Genomic DNA, 16,290 nt, shown 5'->3' with positions numbered 1-16,290 from the left:
TCAAATATCCCTGATATTAAGAAGATAAGGTTCTTATCAAGTTAGCATAATCTTCTTTAATGTCATGACTTTCTTCACGCAACTGCGCAATTTTACGACATGCATGTAAAACAGTCGTATGGTCACGACCACCAAACGCATCACCAATTTCAGGTAAGCTCTGATTGGTTAACTCTTTTGATAACGCCATTGCCATCTGTCTTGGGCGCGCCACACTGCGTGAACGACGCTTAGATAACATGTCAGCCATCTTAATCTTGTAGTATTCAGCTACTGTCTTTTGAATATTATCGATAGTCACTAGCTTTTCTTGCAGAGCCAGTAAGTCACGTAGTGCTTCGCGCACAAAGTCGATAGTAATCGGGCGACCAGTAAAGTTAGCGTTAGCAATAACACGATTCAATGCGCCTTCAAGCTCACGTACGTTTGAACGTAAACGCTTAGCAATAAAGAAAGCCACTTCGTCAGGTAAGTTAATGCCACTCTCTTGTGCTTTACGCATCAAGATCGCAACTCGGGTTTCTAACTCTGGTGGCTCAATAGCAACCGTTAGACCCCAACCAAAACGTGATTTCAAACGATCTTCAACACCGTCGATCTCTTTCGGATACTTATCCGAAGTCAAAATGATCTGATGGTTACCTTCTAATAAAGCATTAAAGGTATGGAAGAACTCTTCTTGAGATCTATCTTTGTTAGCGAAGAACTGAATATCATCAATAAATAATGCATCAACGCTACGGTAGTAACGCTTAAATTCTTCGATAGCGTTATTTTGTAACGCCTTAACCATGTCTTGCACAAAACGCTCAGAATGCATGTAAACCACTTTTGCATCTGGCTTGTTCTTAATAATGCCATTACCAACAGCGTGCAATAGGTGAGTTTTACCTAAACCGGTGCCCCCATAAAGGAACAACGGGTTATACGCTCCACCAGGATTTTCAGCCACTTGCAAAGCAGCCGCTTTACCTAATTGGTTTGATTTACCTTCTACGAAGTTATCAAACTGGTAAGTCGGATTAATATTGCTGCGATGATTTGCATTCGCCATCGGCTCTGCATGCGGAGTATTAAAAGAAGGCTTAACGGCTTCTTTACTAGCGGGTCTGCTAGTTTTTACTGCTGCTGTGGCCTGAACAGCCGGTTTAGCCGAAGGACGGCTACCAATATCGAAACGCAAACTTGGCGCATCGTTACCCATTTGTTCAGTAAAGAATTGGTTGATGATATTTAGGTATTTATCCCTAACCCAATCCAACACAAAACGATTAGGCGCATAGATGACGAGTGTATCGCCTTCCATTTCTGCTTGTAACGGTCTTATCCACATACTGAATTGCTGAGCAGAAAGCTCATCTTGCAGCCTTGCGATACATTGTTGCCAAAGTGAAACCGCCACGTAGTTATCCCCAAAAGATCATACAAAAGAGGACTATTCTATAATGAGATCACGCTGATCGCTATCCTTTAAATAGATTTATCCCCAGATAGATCATCTAATCTTGAATATCTTGATCCAAAAAGATCCCTTGCGATCGAAAAATATTAGCAAAGCTGCAAATCCAGCTTTATAAAGCGATCCAGATCGATCTATAATAGCTAGCGTTCGATCTGCTTTTTGATCTGCTAAACCACTACATGTTGTGCTAACTCACAGAGTTATCCACACATTCTTGTAGAGCTAAACATTCGAAGCACTTTTAGAGTAACCAATATTTAATCAGTTGCGCTGATTCATAGTTGACGCGCATAACTAAAGTGATTACAATTCGGCCTCTTTTTTGCCCTTAGTTCTATTTTATAGAATTTAAGGATTATTAACCTAACAAAGACGGATTGCCATAATGAGTAAACGTACTTTTCAACCTAGCAACCTGAAGCGCAAGCGTTCTCACGGCTTCCGCGCTCGTATGGCTACAGTAGGTGGCCGTAAGGTCATCGCACGTCGCCGTGCTAAAGGTCGCGCTCGTCTTTCTGCGTAATCGTAGAAATGCAAGTGACTAGCTACACCTTTACGCGGGAGTTACGTTTGTTAACTCCCGCGCAATTTAAATCTGTATTTACCAAACCTATCAAAGCGTCCTCCGCTGAAATAACACTTCTTGCAATTCCTAATTCTGAACAACATCCACGTTTAGGACTAACTGTTGCTAAGCGTTATGTCAAAAAAGCAAACCAACGTAACCGTATAAAACGCATAATTAGAGATAATTTCCGTTTACACCAGCATGATTTACCCGCTGTGGATATCGTGGTGCTTGTAAGGAATGGCGTCGTAGATATGGAAAACGCAGAACTTAAAAACTTAGTAGAAAAGCTATGGCGAAAACTCTCTCGCCGTTACAATGGCTAGCAACTACGATTATTCGTGGTTACCAACTACTCATAAGCCCCATGCTGGGGCCTCGTTGTAGGTTCAATCCAACGTGTTCACATTACGCAATTGAAGCAATTCGATTGCATGGAGTGGTGAAAGGGTGTTGGTTTGCAGGTAAACGCATATTAAAATGTCACCCTTTACATCCGGGCGGAGAAGACCCCGTCCCTAACAAAAAACATAGGTGCGATAAATAGGTTATGGAATCTCAACGCAATATATTGCTGATCGGTTTGCTGTTTGTCAGCTTTCTACTGTGGCAACAGTGGCAAGCAGATAAAGCTCCTCAACCGGTAGCAGCTCAAACTCAATCTTCAATCCCTGCTTCAACAGTGGCTGATGCACACAGTTCAGATGTACCTGATGCTGATTCTGTTGTACCTGAAACAGTTACCGCATCAAAAGAACTGATCACCGTATACACTGACCAGCTAGAAATTAAAATCGATCCAGTTGGTGGCGATATTGTTTATTCAGCTCTGCTTGCCCATAAGCTTGAAGAAAATGGCGATGACCCATTCGTTCTTTTAGAGCAAACAAATGATATCTATTACATTGCGCAAAGTGGCCTAATTGGTCGTGACGGCATCGACAGCACCGTAAATGGTCGAGCTCACTTTGACAGCGCATCACGCGAATACAAGCTTGCTGATGGTCAAGACACCCTTACGGTACCGCTAACTTATGTAAGCGATAAAGGTGTGACTTACACTAAAGTGTTTGTATTTACTCGTGGAAAATACAACATTGCTGTTGATTACCAAATCAACAACACATCAGATGTGCAACTTCAAGTGCAGATGTATGGCCAGATTAAACATAGCATCAAAGAAAGCGAAAGCAGCATGATGATGCCGACTTACCGTGGCGCAGCGTTTTCAACGACTGATACTCGCTACGAGAAGTACACCTTTGATGATATGGCTGATAAGAACCTAGACAAGTCTACATTAGGCGGCTGGGTTGCAATGCTACAGCATTACTTCGTATCAGCTTGGGTTCCGCCTGCAGATGATAAAAATATTATCTTCTCTAGTATCAGTGCTGGTGGCCTAGCTAATATCGGTTTCCGTGGTGCACTATATAATATCGCACCAGGTAGCGAGCAAAGCATCAAAGCTGAATTCTATGTGGGTCCTAAAGATCAAAAAGCACTTTCTGCACTATCAGATTCTTTAAATCTAGTAGTTGATTATGGATTCCTTTGGTGGTTAGCAGTACCAATTTACAAACTATTGATGTTCTTCCAATCAATCGTTGGTAACTGGGGTATCGCAATTATCCTAATCACCCTAACCGTTCGTGGCTTGCTATATCCGCTAACGAAAGCGCAATACACCTCTATGGCAAAAATGCGCAATCTACAGCCTAAGCTTGCAGAATTAAAAGATCGTTTTGGTGATGACCGTCAAAAGATGGGTCAAGCAATGATGGAGTTGTACAAGAAAGAAAAAGTTAACCCTATGGGTGGCTGTCTTCCAATCTTGCTACAGATGCCAATTTTCATCGCTCTATACTGGGTACTACTAGAAAGTGTTGAATTGCGTCATGCGCCATTCATGTTATGGATCACTGACTTATCAGTTCAAGACCCTTACTACGTATTGCCTATCTTAATGGGTATCTCGATGTTCATTATGCAGAAGATGCAGCCAATGGCACCGACTATGGACCCAATGCAAGTTAAGATGATGCAGTGGATGCCAGTTATCTTTACCGTATTCTTCCTATGGTTCCCAGCGGGTCTGGTTCTATACTGGTTGGTAGGTAACTTAGTAGCGATTACCCAGCAGAAAATTATCTATGCTGGTCTAGAGAAAAAAGGGTTAAAATAACCTTTAACTCTGACTAAAAAAAAGCGGTCAATACTGAGTATTGACCGCTTTTTTGCTTTCTATGTAGAGACTATATTTTTCAACCGCTGAAAATCAGATTAGGAAACACAGTAATGACTACAGATACTATCGTGGCACAAGCGACCGCTCCTGGACGTGGTGGCGTAGGTATTATTCGCGTATCAGGCGACCTAGCCAGTAATGTTGCTATGGCCGTATTAGGACATATTCCTAAAACTCGTTATGCAGATTACTGTGACTTTAAAGATCAAGATGGCGAGGTTATTGACCAAGGTATTGCGTTATTTTTTAAAGGCCCAAATTCGTTTACTGGTGAAGATGTATTGGAACTTCAAGGTCATGGTGGCCAAATCGTTCTCGATATGCTGATTAAACGCGTTATGGAAGTCGATGGCTTACGTATCGCAAAGCCTGGTGAATTCAGCGAACAAGCCTTTATGAACGACAAGCTTGATTTAACCCAAGCAGAGGCTATTGCCGACTTAATTGATGCCACCAGTGAACAAGCCGCTAAAAGCGCTCTTAACTCGTTACAAGGCGAGTTCTCTACTCAAGTACATGACTTAGTCGAAAAGGTCACCAACCTACGCTTATACGTCGAGGCAGCAATTGATTTTCCAGATGAAGAAGTCGACTTCTTATCAGATGGTAAAATAGCTGCTTCACTGAACGGCATTATCGGCCAATTAGACGGTGTACAAGCCAGTGCAAAACAAGGCTCTATTATTCGTGAAGGGATGAAAGTCGTTATTGCTGGCCGCCCTAATGCAGGTAAATCAAGCTTACTCAACGCATTAGCAGGTAAAGAATCTGCCATTGTGACTGAAATTGCCGGTACAACACGTGATGTACTGCGAGAACACATCCACTTAGATGGAATGCCGCTGCATATTATCGATACAGCAGGTTTGCGTGATACCACTGATATGGTAGAAAAGATCGGTATTGAACGTGCTTGGGATGAAATAAAAACAGCTGATCGTGTGTTATTTATGGTTGATGGTACAACTACGAATGACGTTGATCCACGTGCGATTTGGCCAGACTTTATAGATCGTCTACCTAGCAACCTAGGCGTGACTGTAGTACGCAACAAAGCCGATCTGACAGGCGAAGATCTTGCTGTGACCGAAGAAGCCGGCCACAGCGTATATCGTATTTCAGCTAAAACAGGTTTAGGCGTAGAAGATCTCAAGCAACATTTAAAATCACTTATGGGCTACCAAAGTAACTTAGAAGGTGGTTTTATTGCCCGTCGTCGTCACTTGGAAGCACTCGATCTAGCAAGTAGCCACCTATTGTTAGGTAAAGAGCAACTCGAAGTCTTCCAAGCTGGAGAATTACTTGCTGAAGAGTTACGTATGTGCCAAATGGCATTGTCTGAAATCACAGGTAAATTCACTTCAGATGATCTGCTCGGTAAAATCTTCAGTTCATTCTGTATCGGTAAATAGCGAGTCTCCAACTCAGCAAAATATCTGTAATAGAAACCAGCGCGACAGTCTTAGCCATTCTGTCGCGTTTTTATTTTCGGTCCTTCTGGCACCAACTCGATCAATAACGATCATTTACGGCAAAATAAAGATCGTTATCACCAAATTCACGATAAGTATCAACAGAGATATCAACAAGTAAATCGGATCTGTGGATAGATCATAACAAATCTAACAACCTAACCCCAAGCTGATGATTTATATGGACTTATAATTTAGATCTTAGTTTTTAGATACTAATTTTACCGCTATAAAATAGATCTTCAGCAATAAGTTATACTCAGAAAAAAACACTAACGATCGATATATTCAGCTTATATCAATTAAAAGAGATAAAACTCGCTTTAAAACTGTGTATAAAACCATTCAATTTACGATATAAACACTGCAAAATAGCGCTACGTAGTTCCACGTGAAACCTATGCAATACCAATCAATTTCCCGCCTATGCTGCATTGAATTACTGCACAAGGATGTATACATTCTTGCTGTAAAATGCCTTGAATTCGTTTGCCGAAAATGACTCTGGCTAGATGATTGGTATAACAATCAATACTTATTAGTTTAGACATAGCTAAACTAACTAGCAGCCAATATCGACTATTTCAAATGTTGGTGGTGTTGAAGGGCTTTGCGCTTCTGTATATTTAAGGTAGCAACTATCGGATTTAAACTTCTTTGTTTGTGGCATGAATATAATATAGGGATCTGCTGGGTTATTTTGAAAATACCAATCAGCTGGACGTTCAGGGTTGAAAACAGAATCTTCAAACTTAGCCATGATCAACTTACTCCATGCATTCGCGGCATCCGCAGCTGGATAACCATAGACCAAGTGAACTTTTTCACCATCAATAATGATGACGTTTTCTTCACCAGGATTTGGTCTAGGTTTAGTTTCAAGTCCTTGCAGAACAGACTTAGGATAAAGCACGCTCATTACTCCGTGCATTTCCGCATTTAATCCTTGTAACGAAGCAACTCTAGCCTCTGACTGTAAGCTAATAAATCGAGGTACTGCGATAACTGAGAGTATGGCTAATATAATAATAGTTACGACTAACTCTATAAGAGTAAAACCATTTTTTTTCATTTAAGCCTACATTCACATTAACAAATTTCATACACCATTATACAAAACAGCATAATACTTTAATATCAAGAAAATTGATTTTATCTCAAGAATACAACAGATTATTGCTGTAAATATTTGATAAATATTCCGTGTCCATAACAGAAGTAATGAAAGACTAATTACTGTAAACAAAGCCTGCCAAATTCGTCATCATTTTTACTAGCTGTATCACTTTCATTCCACCTCGATAGCTGTAGAATCCGCGCCTTGTTTCAGCGTATAGATTTATACCAACATAGATATGATGATCGATTTAGGCTTATTGCCACTATATTTAACCACTGTTATTGCCCTGCTATTAATTCCCGGACCAGACATGCTACTTATAGCGAGTTCGAGCTTAAGCTATGGCAAAAAAGTCGGTGTTTATGCCAGTTTTGGTAATGCCACATCAGGTTTAATATTAACGTTACTTGCAGCTATGGGCGTTTCTGCAGTTATTGCAATGAACCCTATGGCCTTAGAGGTATTACGAATTCTTGGTGCAGCTTATTTATTAAAAATGGGCTGGGATTGCATTAGAAGTAGCGCAGCCGAAGCGCCGGAAATAGCACAGCAGAATAATTTAGCAAAACAACTCTATAAACGAGCTGTAATTAGCAACCTGTTAAACCCTAAAGCATTAATATTCTTTGTATTATTTTTACCGCAATTTGTGTCTAGCCAACTCACAGCCAGCTCTGGGGAACAAATGCTCGCATTAGGGTTACTACTTAATGTAATGGGCTTAGCATTCAATTTAATGCTAGTAGCTTTGGTTGGAACAATTGGCAAGCCGCTGTTATCAAATGATAAATTTAGAACATACCAGAATAAATTTATGGGCGGGATTTTCTTTATACTCGCCATTTGGTTATTAGCATCACAAGTGCAAAACATAAGCTAAACAAGAAAATAACCACAAAAAAGCGGAGATAAATCTCCGCTTTATAGATTAGCTAGCACAAACTATTTTTGATGACCGTAATCGATAATGGTTTCACGATACAGCTCTAGCAATGCTTCATTTCTTACTTTAACCCCAACTTTTTGAGCAGGTTTTGATCCCCAGTCATCATGGGGATGTTTGCGGCCATCAAACTTCTGAATTGTCAGTCCTTCTGCAGGACCATCGGTTACAACTCGGATCGGCCCTTCTCGAAGCGTAAATAAACTAGGATCAATAACATAGGCGATAGCCGATGGATCATGTACATGACAGCCTTCTAAACCGACTTTTTTAGAATAAAAATCAAGATAATATCGACTAATATCCCAAATAAACTGCCCTACTTCTCCAGCATCATCACGTAACTGATCTAAGTAGTCTTTGCTAAAGAAACTTTCTTCAGTGACATCCAGACCAATAACAACAACAGGCCAAGGCGCTGTAAAGACAATGTCCGCTGCATGAGGATCATCATGGATATTAGCCTCAGCATAAGGTGTTACATTACCTCGATGCTCATTCATACCAAACGCACCGCCCATAATCACGACCTCTTTAACAAGAGAAGTGATCTCAGGTGCCGCTTCTAGCGCAAGTGCTAAGTTCGTTAAGGGACCAACAGCAACTAAGGTGATCTCACCAGGCTCAGCTTTAACTGCATCAATAATATATTGGTATGCAGGACGCGGATCAGCTTGTAGTGTTGTGACTTTTGGCGCGTGAACGTCACCAAATCCAGTTTCACCATGCACAATAACGGTTGGTCCAACAGGATCGCGCACTAAAGGTCTGTCTGTACCTTGGACGATGTCAGCTTTAAAACCATACTTTTCTTTTAAATATAATGCGTTATTTGTGCCATTTTCGATTGTCGCATTACCGTAAACTGTAGTAATGGCCTTTAATTCAATTGCAGGATGCGCTTCTGCAAAAAGTATTGCCATTGCATCATCAATGCCTGGGTCACTATCGAGAATTATTTTATTTATCATTTTTGTAAAAATCCTATCAGTCGATCTTTTTTGTATGTAGGTAACCTGTAAAGATACCTTTATCGTTTCTCGATAAACGTGATTTGGGTTTTAAGCTACATAAAACAGTCGTCGGCTAATACGCCAACTGATTTAAAAACAACCCTTTCCAGCTAAATAATCAAGCTTTATGGCGCCAATAAATACCGCTCAAGCTAAGCTATAAATACAGGCTAGGAGATAAAAGCTGCGAATTAGCGCAGTAATTCAATTATTATTACACCTTTATAAAAGTGCGAAGCGCTTTATCGCCAGACTAAATTAAGCAGCTAAACAGCTGACTATTTAAGCATATTTAATATTTACGATTAGGATTAACAATGGCAAAAGTAGAGATTTTGGTAGGGACAACACTCGGTGGAACCGAATATGTCGCAGATGAAATAGCCGATCAATTAACAGAATTAGGCCATGAAACAGCAATTCATTTACGCCCACAACTAACGGATCTTGACCCTAATTCACTATGGATCATTGTATCTTCAACCCATGGAGCCGGAGATCTACCGGACAATATCGTACCTTTTTTCGACGAGATCCAAGCCAATACTCCTGATCTAAGCTCAGTAAAATATGCTTTGTGTGCCATTGGTGATTCAAGTTATGACACTTTCTGCCAAGGGCCTGAGAAGCTCGTCGAACAACTAAATTTATGCGGTGCACAAGTTTTTGTGGATAAGATCCAGATCGACGTTCAGTACAACCCAATCGCTGAAGAAGCAGCAATATCATGGCTTAATGAGTGGCAAGAGAAAATTTAAGATCTTCTTTTTCACCCTTCACTCTTACATAACCGCTCAACAACTCACAGATTAGATCTAGTTTATCCACATATTAATAATTAATTTAATAAATTTGTGGATAAACTATTATTTTGATCTGATCAACACCTGCATTAATTCACATCGGATCTGCTCAATGATCCACCTTGTGGATAACTAAGCGATCTACCCACAAGCTTAACTCAGTTAGATCGTGATCAGATCACAAGATCGTTTTGATGTTAACTGTTGAATTTAAAGGTAAAATACAGTTATCCACTGAAAAGCGCGATCTTAATAGTAAACATAATAAGAGATCTATATAAAGATCTTAAGATCTATTAAGTCGATCCATGCTGATCAAAACAAGCGAAATAGATCGTTCACCTTACGCAAAGCAAGTGCTAAAATGATCTGCTCAAAAACTATTTATCCTTTTTAAGAGTCAAAGGCTGTCGAATGCAATTTCATGAACGGTTTGATGTAATCGTTGTTGGTGGTGGTCATGCTGGTACTGAAGCGGCGTTAGCTTCAGCTAGAATGGGATCCAAAACGTTATTACTAACCCATAACATAGATACTTTAGGGCAAATGTCCTGTAATCCTGCTATCGGCGGCATAGGTAAAGGACACTTAGTCAAAGAAATTGACGCCCTAGGTGGCGCAATGGCGGTTGCAACCGATTTTGCCGGTATTCAATTTCGTACATTGAATTCAAGTAAAGGCCCTGCTGTTCGTGCAACCCGAGCACAAGCTGATAGATCCCTTTACCGCAATAAGATCCAAGCGATCTTACAAAACCAGCCTAACTTACGTATTTTTCAGCAAGCTGTTGACGATCTTGTTGTTGAAAACGAAAAAGTTATTGGTGTAGTCACACAAATGGGCTTAGCCTTTGAGGCTCCAGCTGTTGTATTAACTGCCGGTACATTCCTTGGCGGTAAGATCCACATTGGTCTTGAAAATTACAGCGGCGGTCGCGCAGGTGATCCACCAGCTATTGCTCTAGCCCATAGATTACGTGAGTTACCAATTCGTGTTGGCCGTTTAAAAACAGGTACACCACCACGTATCGATGCAAACACTATCGATTTTTCGTTAATGACTGAGCAAAAAGGTGATGATCCATTACCTGTGATGTCTTTCATTGGTGATGTAAACGATCATCCAGAGCAAGTCTCTTGCCATATCACTCATACCAATGAGCGCACCCATGATATTATTCGTGGAGGCTTAGATCGTAGCCCTATGTATTCAGGGGTAATCGAAGGTATTGGCCCACGTTATTGCCCTTCTATCGAAGATAAGGTCAATCGTTTTGCTGATAAAACATCGCATCAGATCTTTATCGAGCCTGAAGGGTTAAATACCACAGAGATTTATCCAAATGGTATTTCTACAAGTCTACCGTTTGATGTTCAGTTGAACTTAGTGCGTTCAATCAAAGGTATGGAGCATGCTGAGATCATGCGCCCTGGTTATGCGATTGAATATGACTATTTTGATCCGCGTGATCTTAAAAACTCATTAGAGACAAAAGCTATTAGTGGTTTGTTCTTTGCAGGTCAAATCAATGGTACAACGGGTTACGAAGAGGCCGGTGCACAAGGTTTGTTGGCAGGTATGAACGCATCACTGCAAGTACAAGGCAAAGAAGCTTGGTGCCCACGCCGTGATCAAGCCTACTTAGGCGTACTGGTTGATGACTTATCAACTTTAGGTACTAAAGAACCATACCGCATGTTTACTAGCCGCGCAGAGTATCGCTTATTACTTCGCGAAGATAATGCTGATTTACGTTTAACTGAAAAAGGTCGTGAACTTGGTTTAGTTGATGATCACCGTTGGGCAATGTTCAGCGAAAAAATGGAATCTATTGAGACTGAACTACAGCGTTTACGTAGTCAGTGGATCCATCCTAAATCGCCACTTGTTGATGCACTAAATCCACATTTAAATACGCCGATCACCCGTGAAGCAACATTTGAAGATTTATTGCGTCGTCCAGAAATGGATTATCCTAAACTGATGGCAATTGAAGGATTTGGCCCAGCGCTTGAAGATCAAAGAGCTGCTGAACAGGTACAGATCCAAGTTAAATATTCTGGTTATATTCAACGTCAGCAAGGTGAGATCGATAAAGCGATCCGCCACGAAACCACCCTATTACCATTAGAACTGGATTATCAAGAGGTTCCAGGTTTATCCAATGAGGTGATTGCTAAGATGAATGAACATAAACCTGAAACGATTGGTCAAGCTTCACGAATTTCAGGTATGACGCCTGCAGCTATCTCAATTTTGTTAGTGCACCTTAAAAAGCGCGGATTGTTACGTAAAAGCGCTTAACGCTAGCCATATTCGGTAGTTTTGTATGATAAAGGGAAGTCTTGGGACTTCCTTTCATCATTTCGGCACTTCATAATACCGAGAGATTTTTATTTGCTTTATTTTGAGGACACATACAGTGTTATCTGCCCAATTAAATGATTATTTAGCCGAAGTAGGCTTGACTGCTACTGAACATCAAAAACAGCAGCTAGTAGACTTTGTTGGCATGCTAAACAAATGGAATAAGGCATTTAATCTCACTTCAGTGCGCGATCCTGAACAAATGCTTATCCGTCATATAATGGATAGCCTAGTGGTATCACCTCATCTTCAAGGTAATCGCTTTATTGACGTGGGAACCGGCCCCGGATTACCGGGGATCCCATTAGCAATCTTAAATCCTGATAAAGAATTTGTATTGCTTGATAGTTTGGGCAAACGTATTCGCTTTCAAAAGCAGGTACAGTTTGAACTAGGGATCAACAACATCTCTTCAGTTGAAAGTCGCGTTGAAGCTTATCAGCCGCAAGAACTGTTTGATGGTGTGTTGAGTCGCGCGTTCGCATCTATTCAAGATATGTTGCAATGGTGCCATCATTTGCCAAAAGCTGATGGTTGCTTTTACGCGCTAAAAGGCCAATTAAGCGAAGAAGAGATGTCACAGTTGCCAGCTGGCTTTGTGGTAACAGATACATTTGAGTTAAAAGTACCTAAACTTGATGAGCAGCGTCATTTGCTGCGTGTGATCAAGCAAGATTAAGCTTGTTTGTCTAAGTCACGATAATTAAAGACTAGATGGAGTAAGCTATGTTGCTTGAACCGCTGAAATTTGCAATTTTTTAGTGCTTCAAGCAATTTAAGGAATAACCATTAGATTTGTGCGCTAAATTTCTAAGTCATATACAACTTAGGAATATTATAAAGTGACTTACAGGGTGATATTGTGGGTAAAGTGATTGCCGTGGCCAACCAGAAAGGTGGCGTCGGAAAAACAACAACTTGTGTAAACTTAGCCGCTTCATTAGCAGCAACTAAACGCCGTGTTTTGTTGATCGATCTCGATCCGCAAGGTAATGCGACTATGGGCAGTGGGATCGACAAGTATGAAGTCGAAAATACCGCCTATGAATTATTGGTTGAGGAAAAAGCATTTGAAGAGGTTGTTTGCCGAGATACCAATGGTAAGTATGATCTTATTGCTGGTAACGGTGATGTAACTGCGGCAGAAATTAAACTGATGGAGTTTTTTGCCCGCGAAATCCGCCTTCGCAATGCACTTGCCCCAATCAAAGATGATTACGATTTCATTTTTATCGACTGCCCGCCGTCTCTTAATATGTTAACCGTTAATGCTATGTCTGCTGCAGACTCAGTATTAGTGCCGATGCAGTGTGAATATTACGCATTGGAAGGCCTAACGGCATTGATGGACACAATCAGTAAATTGGCTGCAATGGTTAACCCTGGTCTGCATATCGAAGGGATCTTACGTACTATGTACGATCCGCGTAATCGCTTGTCTAATGATGTTTCAGACCAATTAAAACAGCACTTTGGTGAGAAAGTTTACCGCACTGTGATCCCAAGGAATGTTCGTTTAGCAGAAGCACCGAGTTTTGGTGCTCCAGCAATGTATTATGATAAATCGAGCGCAGGGGCCAAAGCCTATCTAGCACTAGCGGGCGAAATTATTCGCCGTGCAGAGCAACTTACCCAGGCTGAGCAAGTTTAAGGATAAAAAATGACATTAAAGAAAAGAGGCTTAGGCAAAGGACTTGATGCCCTGTTAAGTACTAGCCAAGCAGCAAGTAAGCGTGCTGAACCTGCTACAGTCGCTCAAGAACAAGATATCAAGAATGATGATTTGGTTATGCTTGATATTGATCGATTACAACCCGGTAAATATCAGCCTCGTAAAGATATGGCTCCAGAAGCATTAGAAGAGCTTGCTGAGTCTATTCGTGCCCAAGGTGTTATTCAGCCGATTGTTGTGCGTAAAGTTTCTCCTGAAAGCTACGAAATCATTGCCGGTGAACGCCGTTGGCGAGCTTCGCAATTGGCTGGTTTAACCCAGATCCCGTGTATTGTTAAGCAAGTGCCTGATGAAGCAGCAGTTGCTATTGCGCTAATCGAAAATATTCAACGTGAAGACCTTAATGCAATGGAAGAAGCGATTGCATTAAACCGTTTAATTGAAGAGTTTGAGCTAACACATCAGCAAATAGCTGATGCAGTAGGAAAATCTCGGGCAACGGTCTCAAATTTACTACGACTCAATGGATTAAATGAGCCAGTAAAGCGTATGCTTGAGTATGGCGATATTGATATGGGCCATGGTCGTGCACTGCTTGCAATTAGCGGTGATGAGCAAACTAATTTAGCTAGATTGGTTGTATCTAAAGAATTAACAGTTCGCGAAACAGAACGATTGGTCAATAAAACCTTAAACCAAACTGAAATCGTCGAAAAACCAGCTAAAGATCATGATGTAGTACGTTTGGAGAGCCAATTAATTGAAAGGCTGGGTGCTAAGGTGTCTTTGAGCCACAATAAAAAGGGCAAAGGCAAAATGGTAATAAACTACCAGAACTTGGCTGAATTAGAGGGTATTATCAGCAAGATCCGCTAAAAAAACAAAGTTAACACTATATTATGTAATTTTGTGACATTCGTTAATCTTATACTTTTAGACTTTTGGCGTAGATCACGCTAAAAGTCTCCTTTTTCTAACAGTTAAACTTGCTTTGAAAGCTTGAAACGGTATACTTTCGCAAGCTTTTTGTACCTCGAGTTTGGACGGATATTTGTAATCCGGTCATCGAAACAAGAAGTTATAATGCGGAGAAGATAAATTGAGCAAGGTTTTAGCACGTCGTGGCCGATGGTCAGCCTATAAATTGGTTTTACTACAGGCAGCGATGGCTGGATGTGTTTCAATTTTCTTTTTTGCTATGTGGGGGGGGCCGTATGGCTTATCTGCTTTGGCAGGTGGTGTCATTGCAGTACTCCCTAATTTTGTATTCGCAACCCTTGCTTTTTCCCATGCGGGAGCACAAGCGTCAGGAAAAGTCGTACGGTCTTTTTTCCTGGGGGAAGCGGTAAAGTTGCTATTAACCATTGTGTTGTTTTCGCTTGCATTTGGTTTGATGAAGTCGGCATTTATGCCGTTATTCGTCAGTTATCTACTAGTGTTAATCGTACCTTGGATAGCTCCTTTATACTTCAAACAAAATTAAGTGAGATTAATCATGGCGACAACTGGGGATGACACGTTAACTGTAACGGCTTCCGACTATATCCAGCATCACCTGACTAATGCGAAAATGTGTTCCGCTGATGGCGGGATTGCTTTTAACTATGCATGTCAAGATGCAGGATTTTGGACTTGGCACATTGACTCACTTTTGTTTTCAGTTGGTCTAGGGGTTCTATTTTTGTGGTTATTCTACAAAGTAGGACAAAAGGCAACAATTGGTGTTCCAGGCAAGCTTCAATGTTTCGTTGAAATGTGCGTGGAAGGTGTTGATAAAATTGTAAAAGACTCATTTCATGGGAAAAATGCACTTATCGCACCATTAGGTCTAACTATTTTCGTCTGGGTTTTCCTGATGAACTTAATGGACTTGATCCCTGTTGACTTTGTACCTGAGGCCGCCAAACGATTCTTAGGCGTACCTTACCTAAAGATTGTACCGACAACTGACTTGAACGTAACTTTAGGCTTAGCTTTAAGCGTGTTCGCGTTAATTGTTTTCTACAGTATTAAGGTTAAGGGCATAGGCGGGTTCACTAAAGAACTAACCTTACAGCCTTTCAATCATTGGTCACTAATTCCAATTAACTTTATTTTGGAAACAGTAACCTTGGTTGCGAAGCCGATTTCATTATCGCTTCGTCTGTTTGGTAACCTGTATGCAGGTGAGTTGATCTTTATTCTGATTGCACTGATGCCTTGGTGGGCTCAGTTTGCGTTATCAGTGCCTTGGGCCATTTTCCATATTTTGGTAATTGTGCTGCAGGCGTTTATCTTCATGATGCTGACGATTGTTTATCTAAGCATGGCACATGAAGACCATTAATTTATTAAAAATTAGATATTTATCGGAGATAAAATGGAAACTGTAATTAGTTTTACAGCAATAGCTGTTGCAATTATGATCGGCTTAGCAGCGCTAGGTACTGGTATTGGCTTTGCTATCCTAGGTGGTAAATTCCTAGAAGCTTCTGCTCGTCAACCTGAGCTTGCTCCTGCACTTCAAACTAAAATGTTCATCGTAGCTGGTCTACTTGATGCGATCTCTATGATTGCAGTTGGTGTTGCACTATTCTTCGTATTCGCTAACCCGTTCTTAGGTCAATTGGCAGGCTAATCGTC

The 16,290-nt window shown here is 40.9% G+C and carries 17 protein-coding genes and 1 pseudogene; 14 read left to right on the top strand and 4 right to left on the bottom strand.

Features of this window, described 5'->3' with window-relative positions:
• Positions 1-16: 16 nt before the first annotated feature.
• Positions 17-1,402, bottom strand: a complete 1,386-nt coding sequence (gene dnaA / locus L884_RS0112235; protein WP_028767781.1) for a chromosomal replication initiator protein DnaA — start codon at positions 1,400-1,402, stop codon at positions 17-19.
• A 445-nt stretch (positions 1,403-1,847) separates the two neighbouring features.
• Here dnaA and rpmH point away from each other — a divergent pair, with 445 nt between their 5' ends.
• From rpmH to mnmE, 5 genes are all read left to right on the top strand, one after another.
• Entirely contained in the window at positions 1,848-1,985 is a 138-nt protein-coding gene (rpmH, locus tag L884_RS0112230; protein ID WP_011867659.1) for a 50S ribosomal protein L34, read from the top strand.
• 14 nt (positions 1,986-1,999) lie between these two features.
• The gene (rnpA, locus tag L884_RS0112225; protein ID WP_028767780.1) at positions 2,000-2,356 is read left to right on the top strand and encodes a ribonuclease P protein component; all 357 of its coding nucleotides are present in this window, start codon (positions 2,000-2,002) and stop codon (positions 2,354-2,356) included.
• Positions 2,323-2,577: a membrane protein insertion efficiency factor YidD gene (gene yidD / locus L884_RS22885; protein WP_084221438.1), complete on the top strand. Its 255-nt coding sequence runs from the start codon at positions 2,323-2,325 to the stop codon at positions 2,575-2,577. Before rnpA ends, yidD begins: the two co-directional genes overlap by 34 nt.
• 3 nt (positions 2,578-2,580) lie before the next feature.
• The gene (gene yidC, locus L884_RS0112220; RefSeq protein WP_028767779.1) at positions 2,581-4,215 is read left to right on the top strand and encodes a membrane protein insertase YidC; all 1,635 of its coding nucleotides are present in this window, start codon (positions 2,581-2,583) and stop codon (positions 4,213-4,215) included.
• Positions 4,216-4,328: 113 nt separating this feature from the next.
• Complete coding sequence (gene mnmE / locus L884_RS0112215; RefSeq protein WP_028767778.1) at positions 4,329-5,690, top strand: tRNA uridine-5-carboxymethylaminomethyl(34) synthesis GTPase MnmE; 1,362 nt, start codon at positions 4,329-4,331, stop codon at positions 5,688-5,690.
• 622 nt (positions 5,691-6,312) lie between these two features.
• On the opposite strand, the gene L884_RS0112210 is transcribed toward mnmE, so the two are convergent.
• The gene (locus L884_RS0112210; RefSeq protein ID WP_245603121.1) at positions 6,313-6,681 is read right to left on the bottom strand and encodes an MSHA biogenesis protein MshA; all 369 of its coding nucleotides are present in this window, start codon (positions 6,679-6,681) and stop codon (positions 6,313-6,315) included.
• Between the two features lie 93 nt (positions 6,682-6,774).
• A pseudogene (locus L884_RS23310) lies at positions 6,775-6,822 on the bottom strand (prepilin-type N-terminal cleavage/methylation domain-containing protein); the annotation flags it as partial.
• 283 nt (positions 6,823-7,105) lie between these two features.
• Between L884_RS23310 and L884_RS0112205 the strand changes: the two are divergent.
• On the top strand, positions 7,106-7,750 hold the full coding sequence (locus L884_RS0112205; protein WP_028767776.1) for a LysE family translocator: 645 nt from the start codon (positions 7,106-7,108) through the stop codon (positions 7,748-7,750).
• A 62-nt stretch (positions 7,751-7,812) separates the two neighbouring features.
• Here L884_RS0112205 and L884_RS0112200 read toward each other — a convergent pair whose 3' ends face one another.
• Entirely contained in the window at positions 7,813-8,784 is a 972-nt protein-coding gene (locus tag L884_RS0112200; RefSeq protein ID WP_028767775.1) for a nucleoside hydrolase, read from the bottom strand.
• A gap of 359 nt (positions 8,785-9,143) precedes the next feature.
• On the opposite strand from L884_RS0112200, the gene mioC reads away from it, so the two are divergent.
• The 8 genes from mioC (at position 9,144) to atpE (ending at position 16,285) form a co-directional block, all read left to right on the top strand.
• Positions 9,144-9,584 (top strand): FMN-binding protein MioC, encoded by a 441-nt coding sequence (gene mioC, locus L884_RS0112195; RefSeq protein ID WP_028767774.1) that lies wholly within the window; start codon positions 9,144-9,146, stop codon positions 9,582-9,584.
• Positions 9,585-10,043: 459 nt separating this feature from the next.
• Positions 10,044-11,933, top strand: a complete 1,890-nt coding sequence (gene mnmG / locus L884_RS0112190; protein WP_028767773.1) for a tRNA uridine-5-carboxymethylaminomethyl(34) synthesis enzyme MnmG — start codon at positions 10,044-10,046, stop codon at positions 11,931-11,933.
• A 118-nt stretch (positions 11,934-12,051) separates the two neighbouring features.
• Positions 12,052-12,675, top strand: a complete 624-nt coding sequence (gene rsmG, locus L884_RS0112185) for a 16S rRNA (guanine(527)-N(7))-methyltransferase RsmG (RefSeq protein WP_028767772.1) — start codon at positions 12,052-12,054, stop codon at positions 12,673-12,675.
• 183 nt (positions 12,676-12,858) lie between these two features.
• Positions 12,859-13,647 carry a ParA family protein gene (locus tag L884_RS0112180; RefSeq protein WP_028767771.1) on the top strand — a complete coding sequence of 263 codons (789 nt, stop codon included), beginning with the start codon at positions 12,859-12,861 and terminating at the stop codon, positions 13,645-13,647.
• A gap of 9 nt (positions 13,648-13,656) precedes the next feature.
• The gene (locus L884_RS0112175) at positions 13,657-14,544 is read left to right on the top strand and encodes a ParB/RepB/Spo0J family partition protein (RefSeq protein ID WP_028767770.1); all 888 of its coding nucleotides are present in this window, start codon (positions 13,657-13,659) and stop codon (positions 14,542-14,544) included.
• Positions 14,545-14,767: 223 nt separating this feature from the next.
• Positions 14,768-15,151, top strand: a complete 384-nt coding sequence (locus L884_RS0112170; protein ID WP_028767769.1) for an ATP synthase subunit I — start codon at positions 14,768-14,770, stop codon at positions 15,149-15,151.
• Between the two features lie 12 nt (positions 15,152-15,163).
• Positions 15,164-15,994: a F0F1 ATP synthase subunit A gene (atpB, locus tag L884_RS0112165; RefSeq protein ID WP_028767768.1), complete on the top strand. Its 831-nt coding sequence runs from the start codon at positions 15,164-15,166 to the stop codon at positions 15,992-15,994.
• A gap of 33 nt (positions 15,995-16,027) precedes the next feature.
• Positions 16,028-16,285, top strand: coding sequence for a F0F1 ATP synthase subunit C (atpE, locus tag L884_RS0112160; RefSeq protein ID WP_012157432.1), 258 nt, complete (start codon positions 16,028-16,030; stop codon positions 16,283-16,285).
• The last annotated feature ends 5 nt before the right edge of the window (positions 16,286-16,290 follow it).

The organism is Shewanella fidelis ATCC BAA-318 (assembly GCF_000518605.1).
In the GTDB taxonomy this organism is placed as follows: domain Bacteria; phylum Pseudomonadota; class Gammaproteobacteria; order Enterobacterales; family Shewanellaceae; genus Shewanella; species Shewanella fidelis.
Note: the sequence above shows the minus strand (reverse complement) of the source record. Positions and strands in the feature narration are given on the sequence as shown.

Excerpts from the sequence above, each read along its gene's own strand:
- rpmH (WP_011867659.1), top strand. The coding sequence starts at position 1,848 with ATGAGTAAACGTACTTTTCAACCTAGCAACCTGAAGCGCAAGCGTTCT.
- yidD (WP_084221438.1), top strand. The coding sequence starts at position 2,323 with ATGGCGAAAACTCTCTCGCCGTTACAATGGCTAGCAACTACGATTATT.
- yidC (WP_028767779.1), top strand. The coding sequence starts at position 2,581 with ATGGAATCTCAACGCAATATATTGCTGATCGGTTTGCTGTTTGTCAGC.
- mnmE (WP_028767778.1), top strand. The coding sequence starts at position 4,329 with ATGACTACAGATACTATCGTGGCACAAGCGACCGCTCCTGGACGTGGT.
- L884_RS0112210 (WP_245603121.1), bottom strand. The coding sequence starts at position 6,681 with ATGCACGGAGTAATGAGCGTGCTTTATCCTAAGTCTGTTCTGCAAGGA.
- L884_RS0112205 (WP_028767776.1), top strand. The coding sequence starts at position 7,106 with ATGATGATCGATTTAGGCTTATTGCCACTATATTTAACCACTGTTATT.
- L884_RS0112200 (WP_028767775.1), bottom strand. The coding sequence starts at position 8,784 with ATGATAAATAAAATAATTCTCGATAGTGACCCAGGCATTGATGATGCA.
- mioC (WP_028767774.1), top strand. The coding sequence starts at position 9,144 with ATGGCAAAAGTAGAGATTTTGGTAGGGACAACACTCGGTGGAACCGAA.
- mnmG (WP_028767773.1), top strand. The coding sequence starts at position 10,044 with ATGCAATTTCATGAACGGTTTGATGTAATCGTTGTTGGTGGTGGTCAT.
- L884_RS0112175 (WP_028767770.1), top strand. The coding sequence starts at position 13,657 with ATGACATTAAAGAAAAGAGGCTTAGGCAAAGGACTTGATGCCCTGTTA.
- atpB (WP_028767768.1), top strand. The coding sequence starts at position 15,164 with ATGGCGACAACTGGGGATGACACGTTAACTGTAACGGCTTCCGACTAT.
- atpE (WP_012157432.1), top strand. The coding sequence starts at position 16,028 with ATGGAAACTGTAATTAGTTTTACAGCAATAGCTGTTGCAATTATGATC.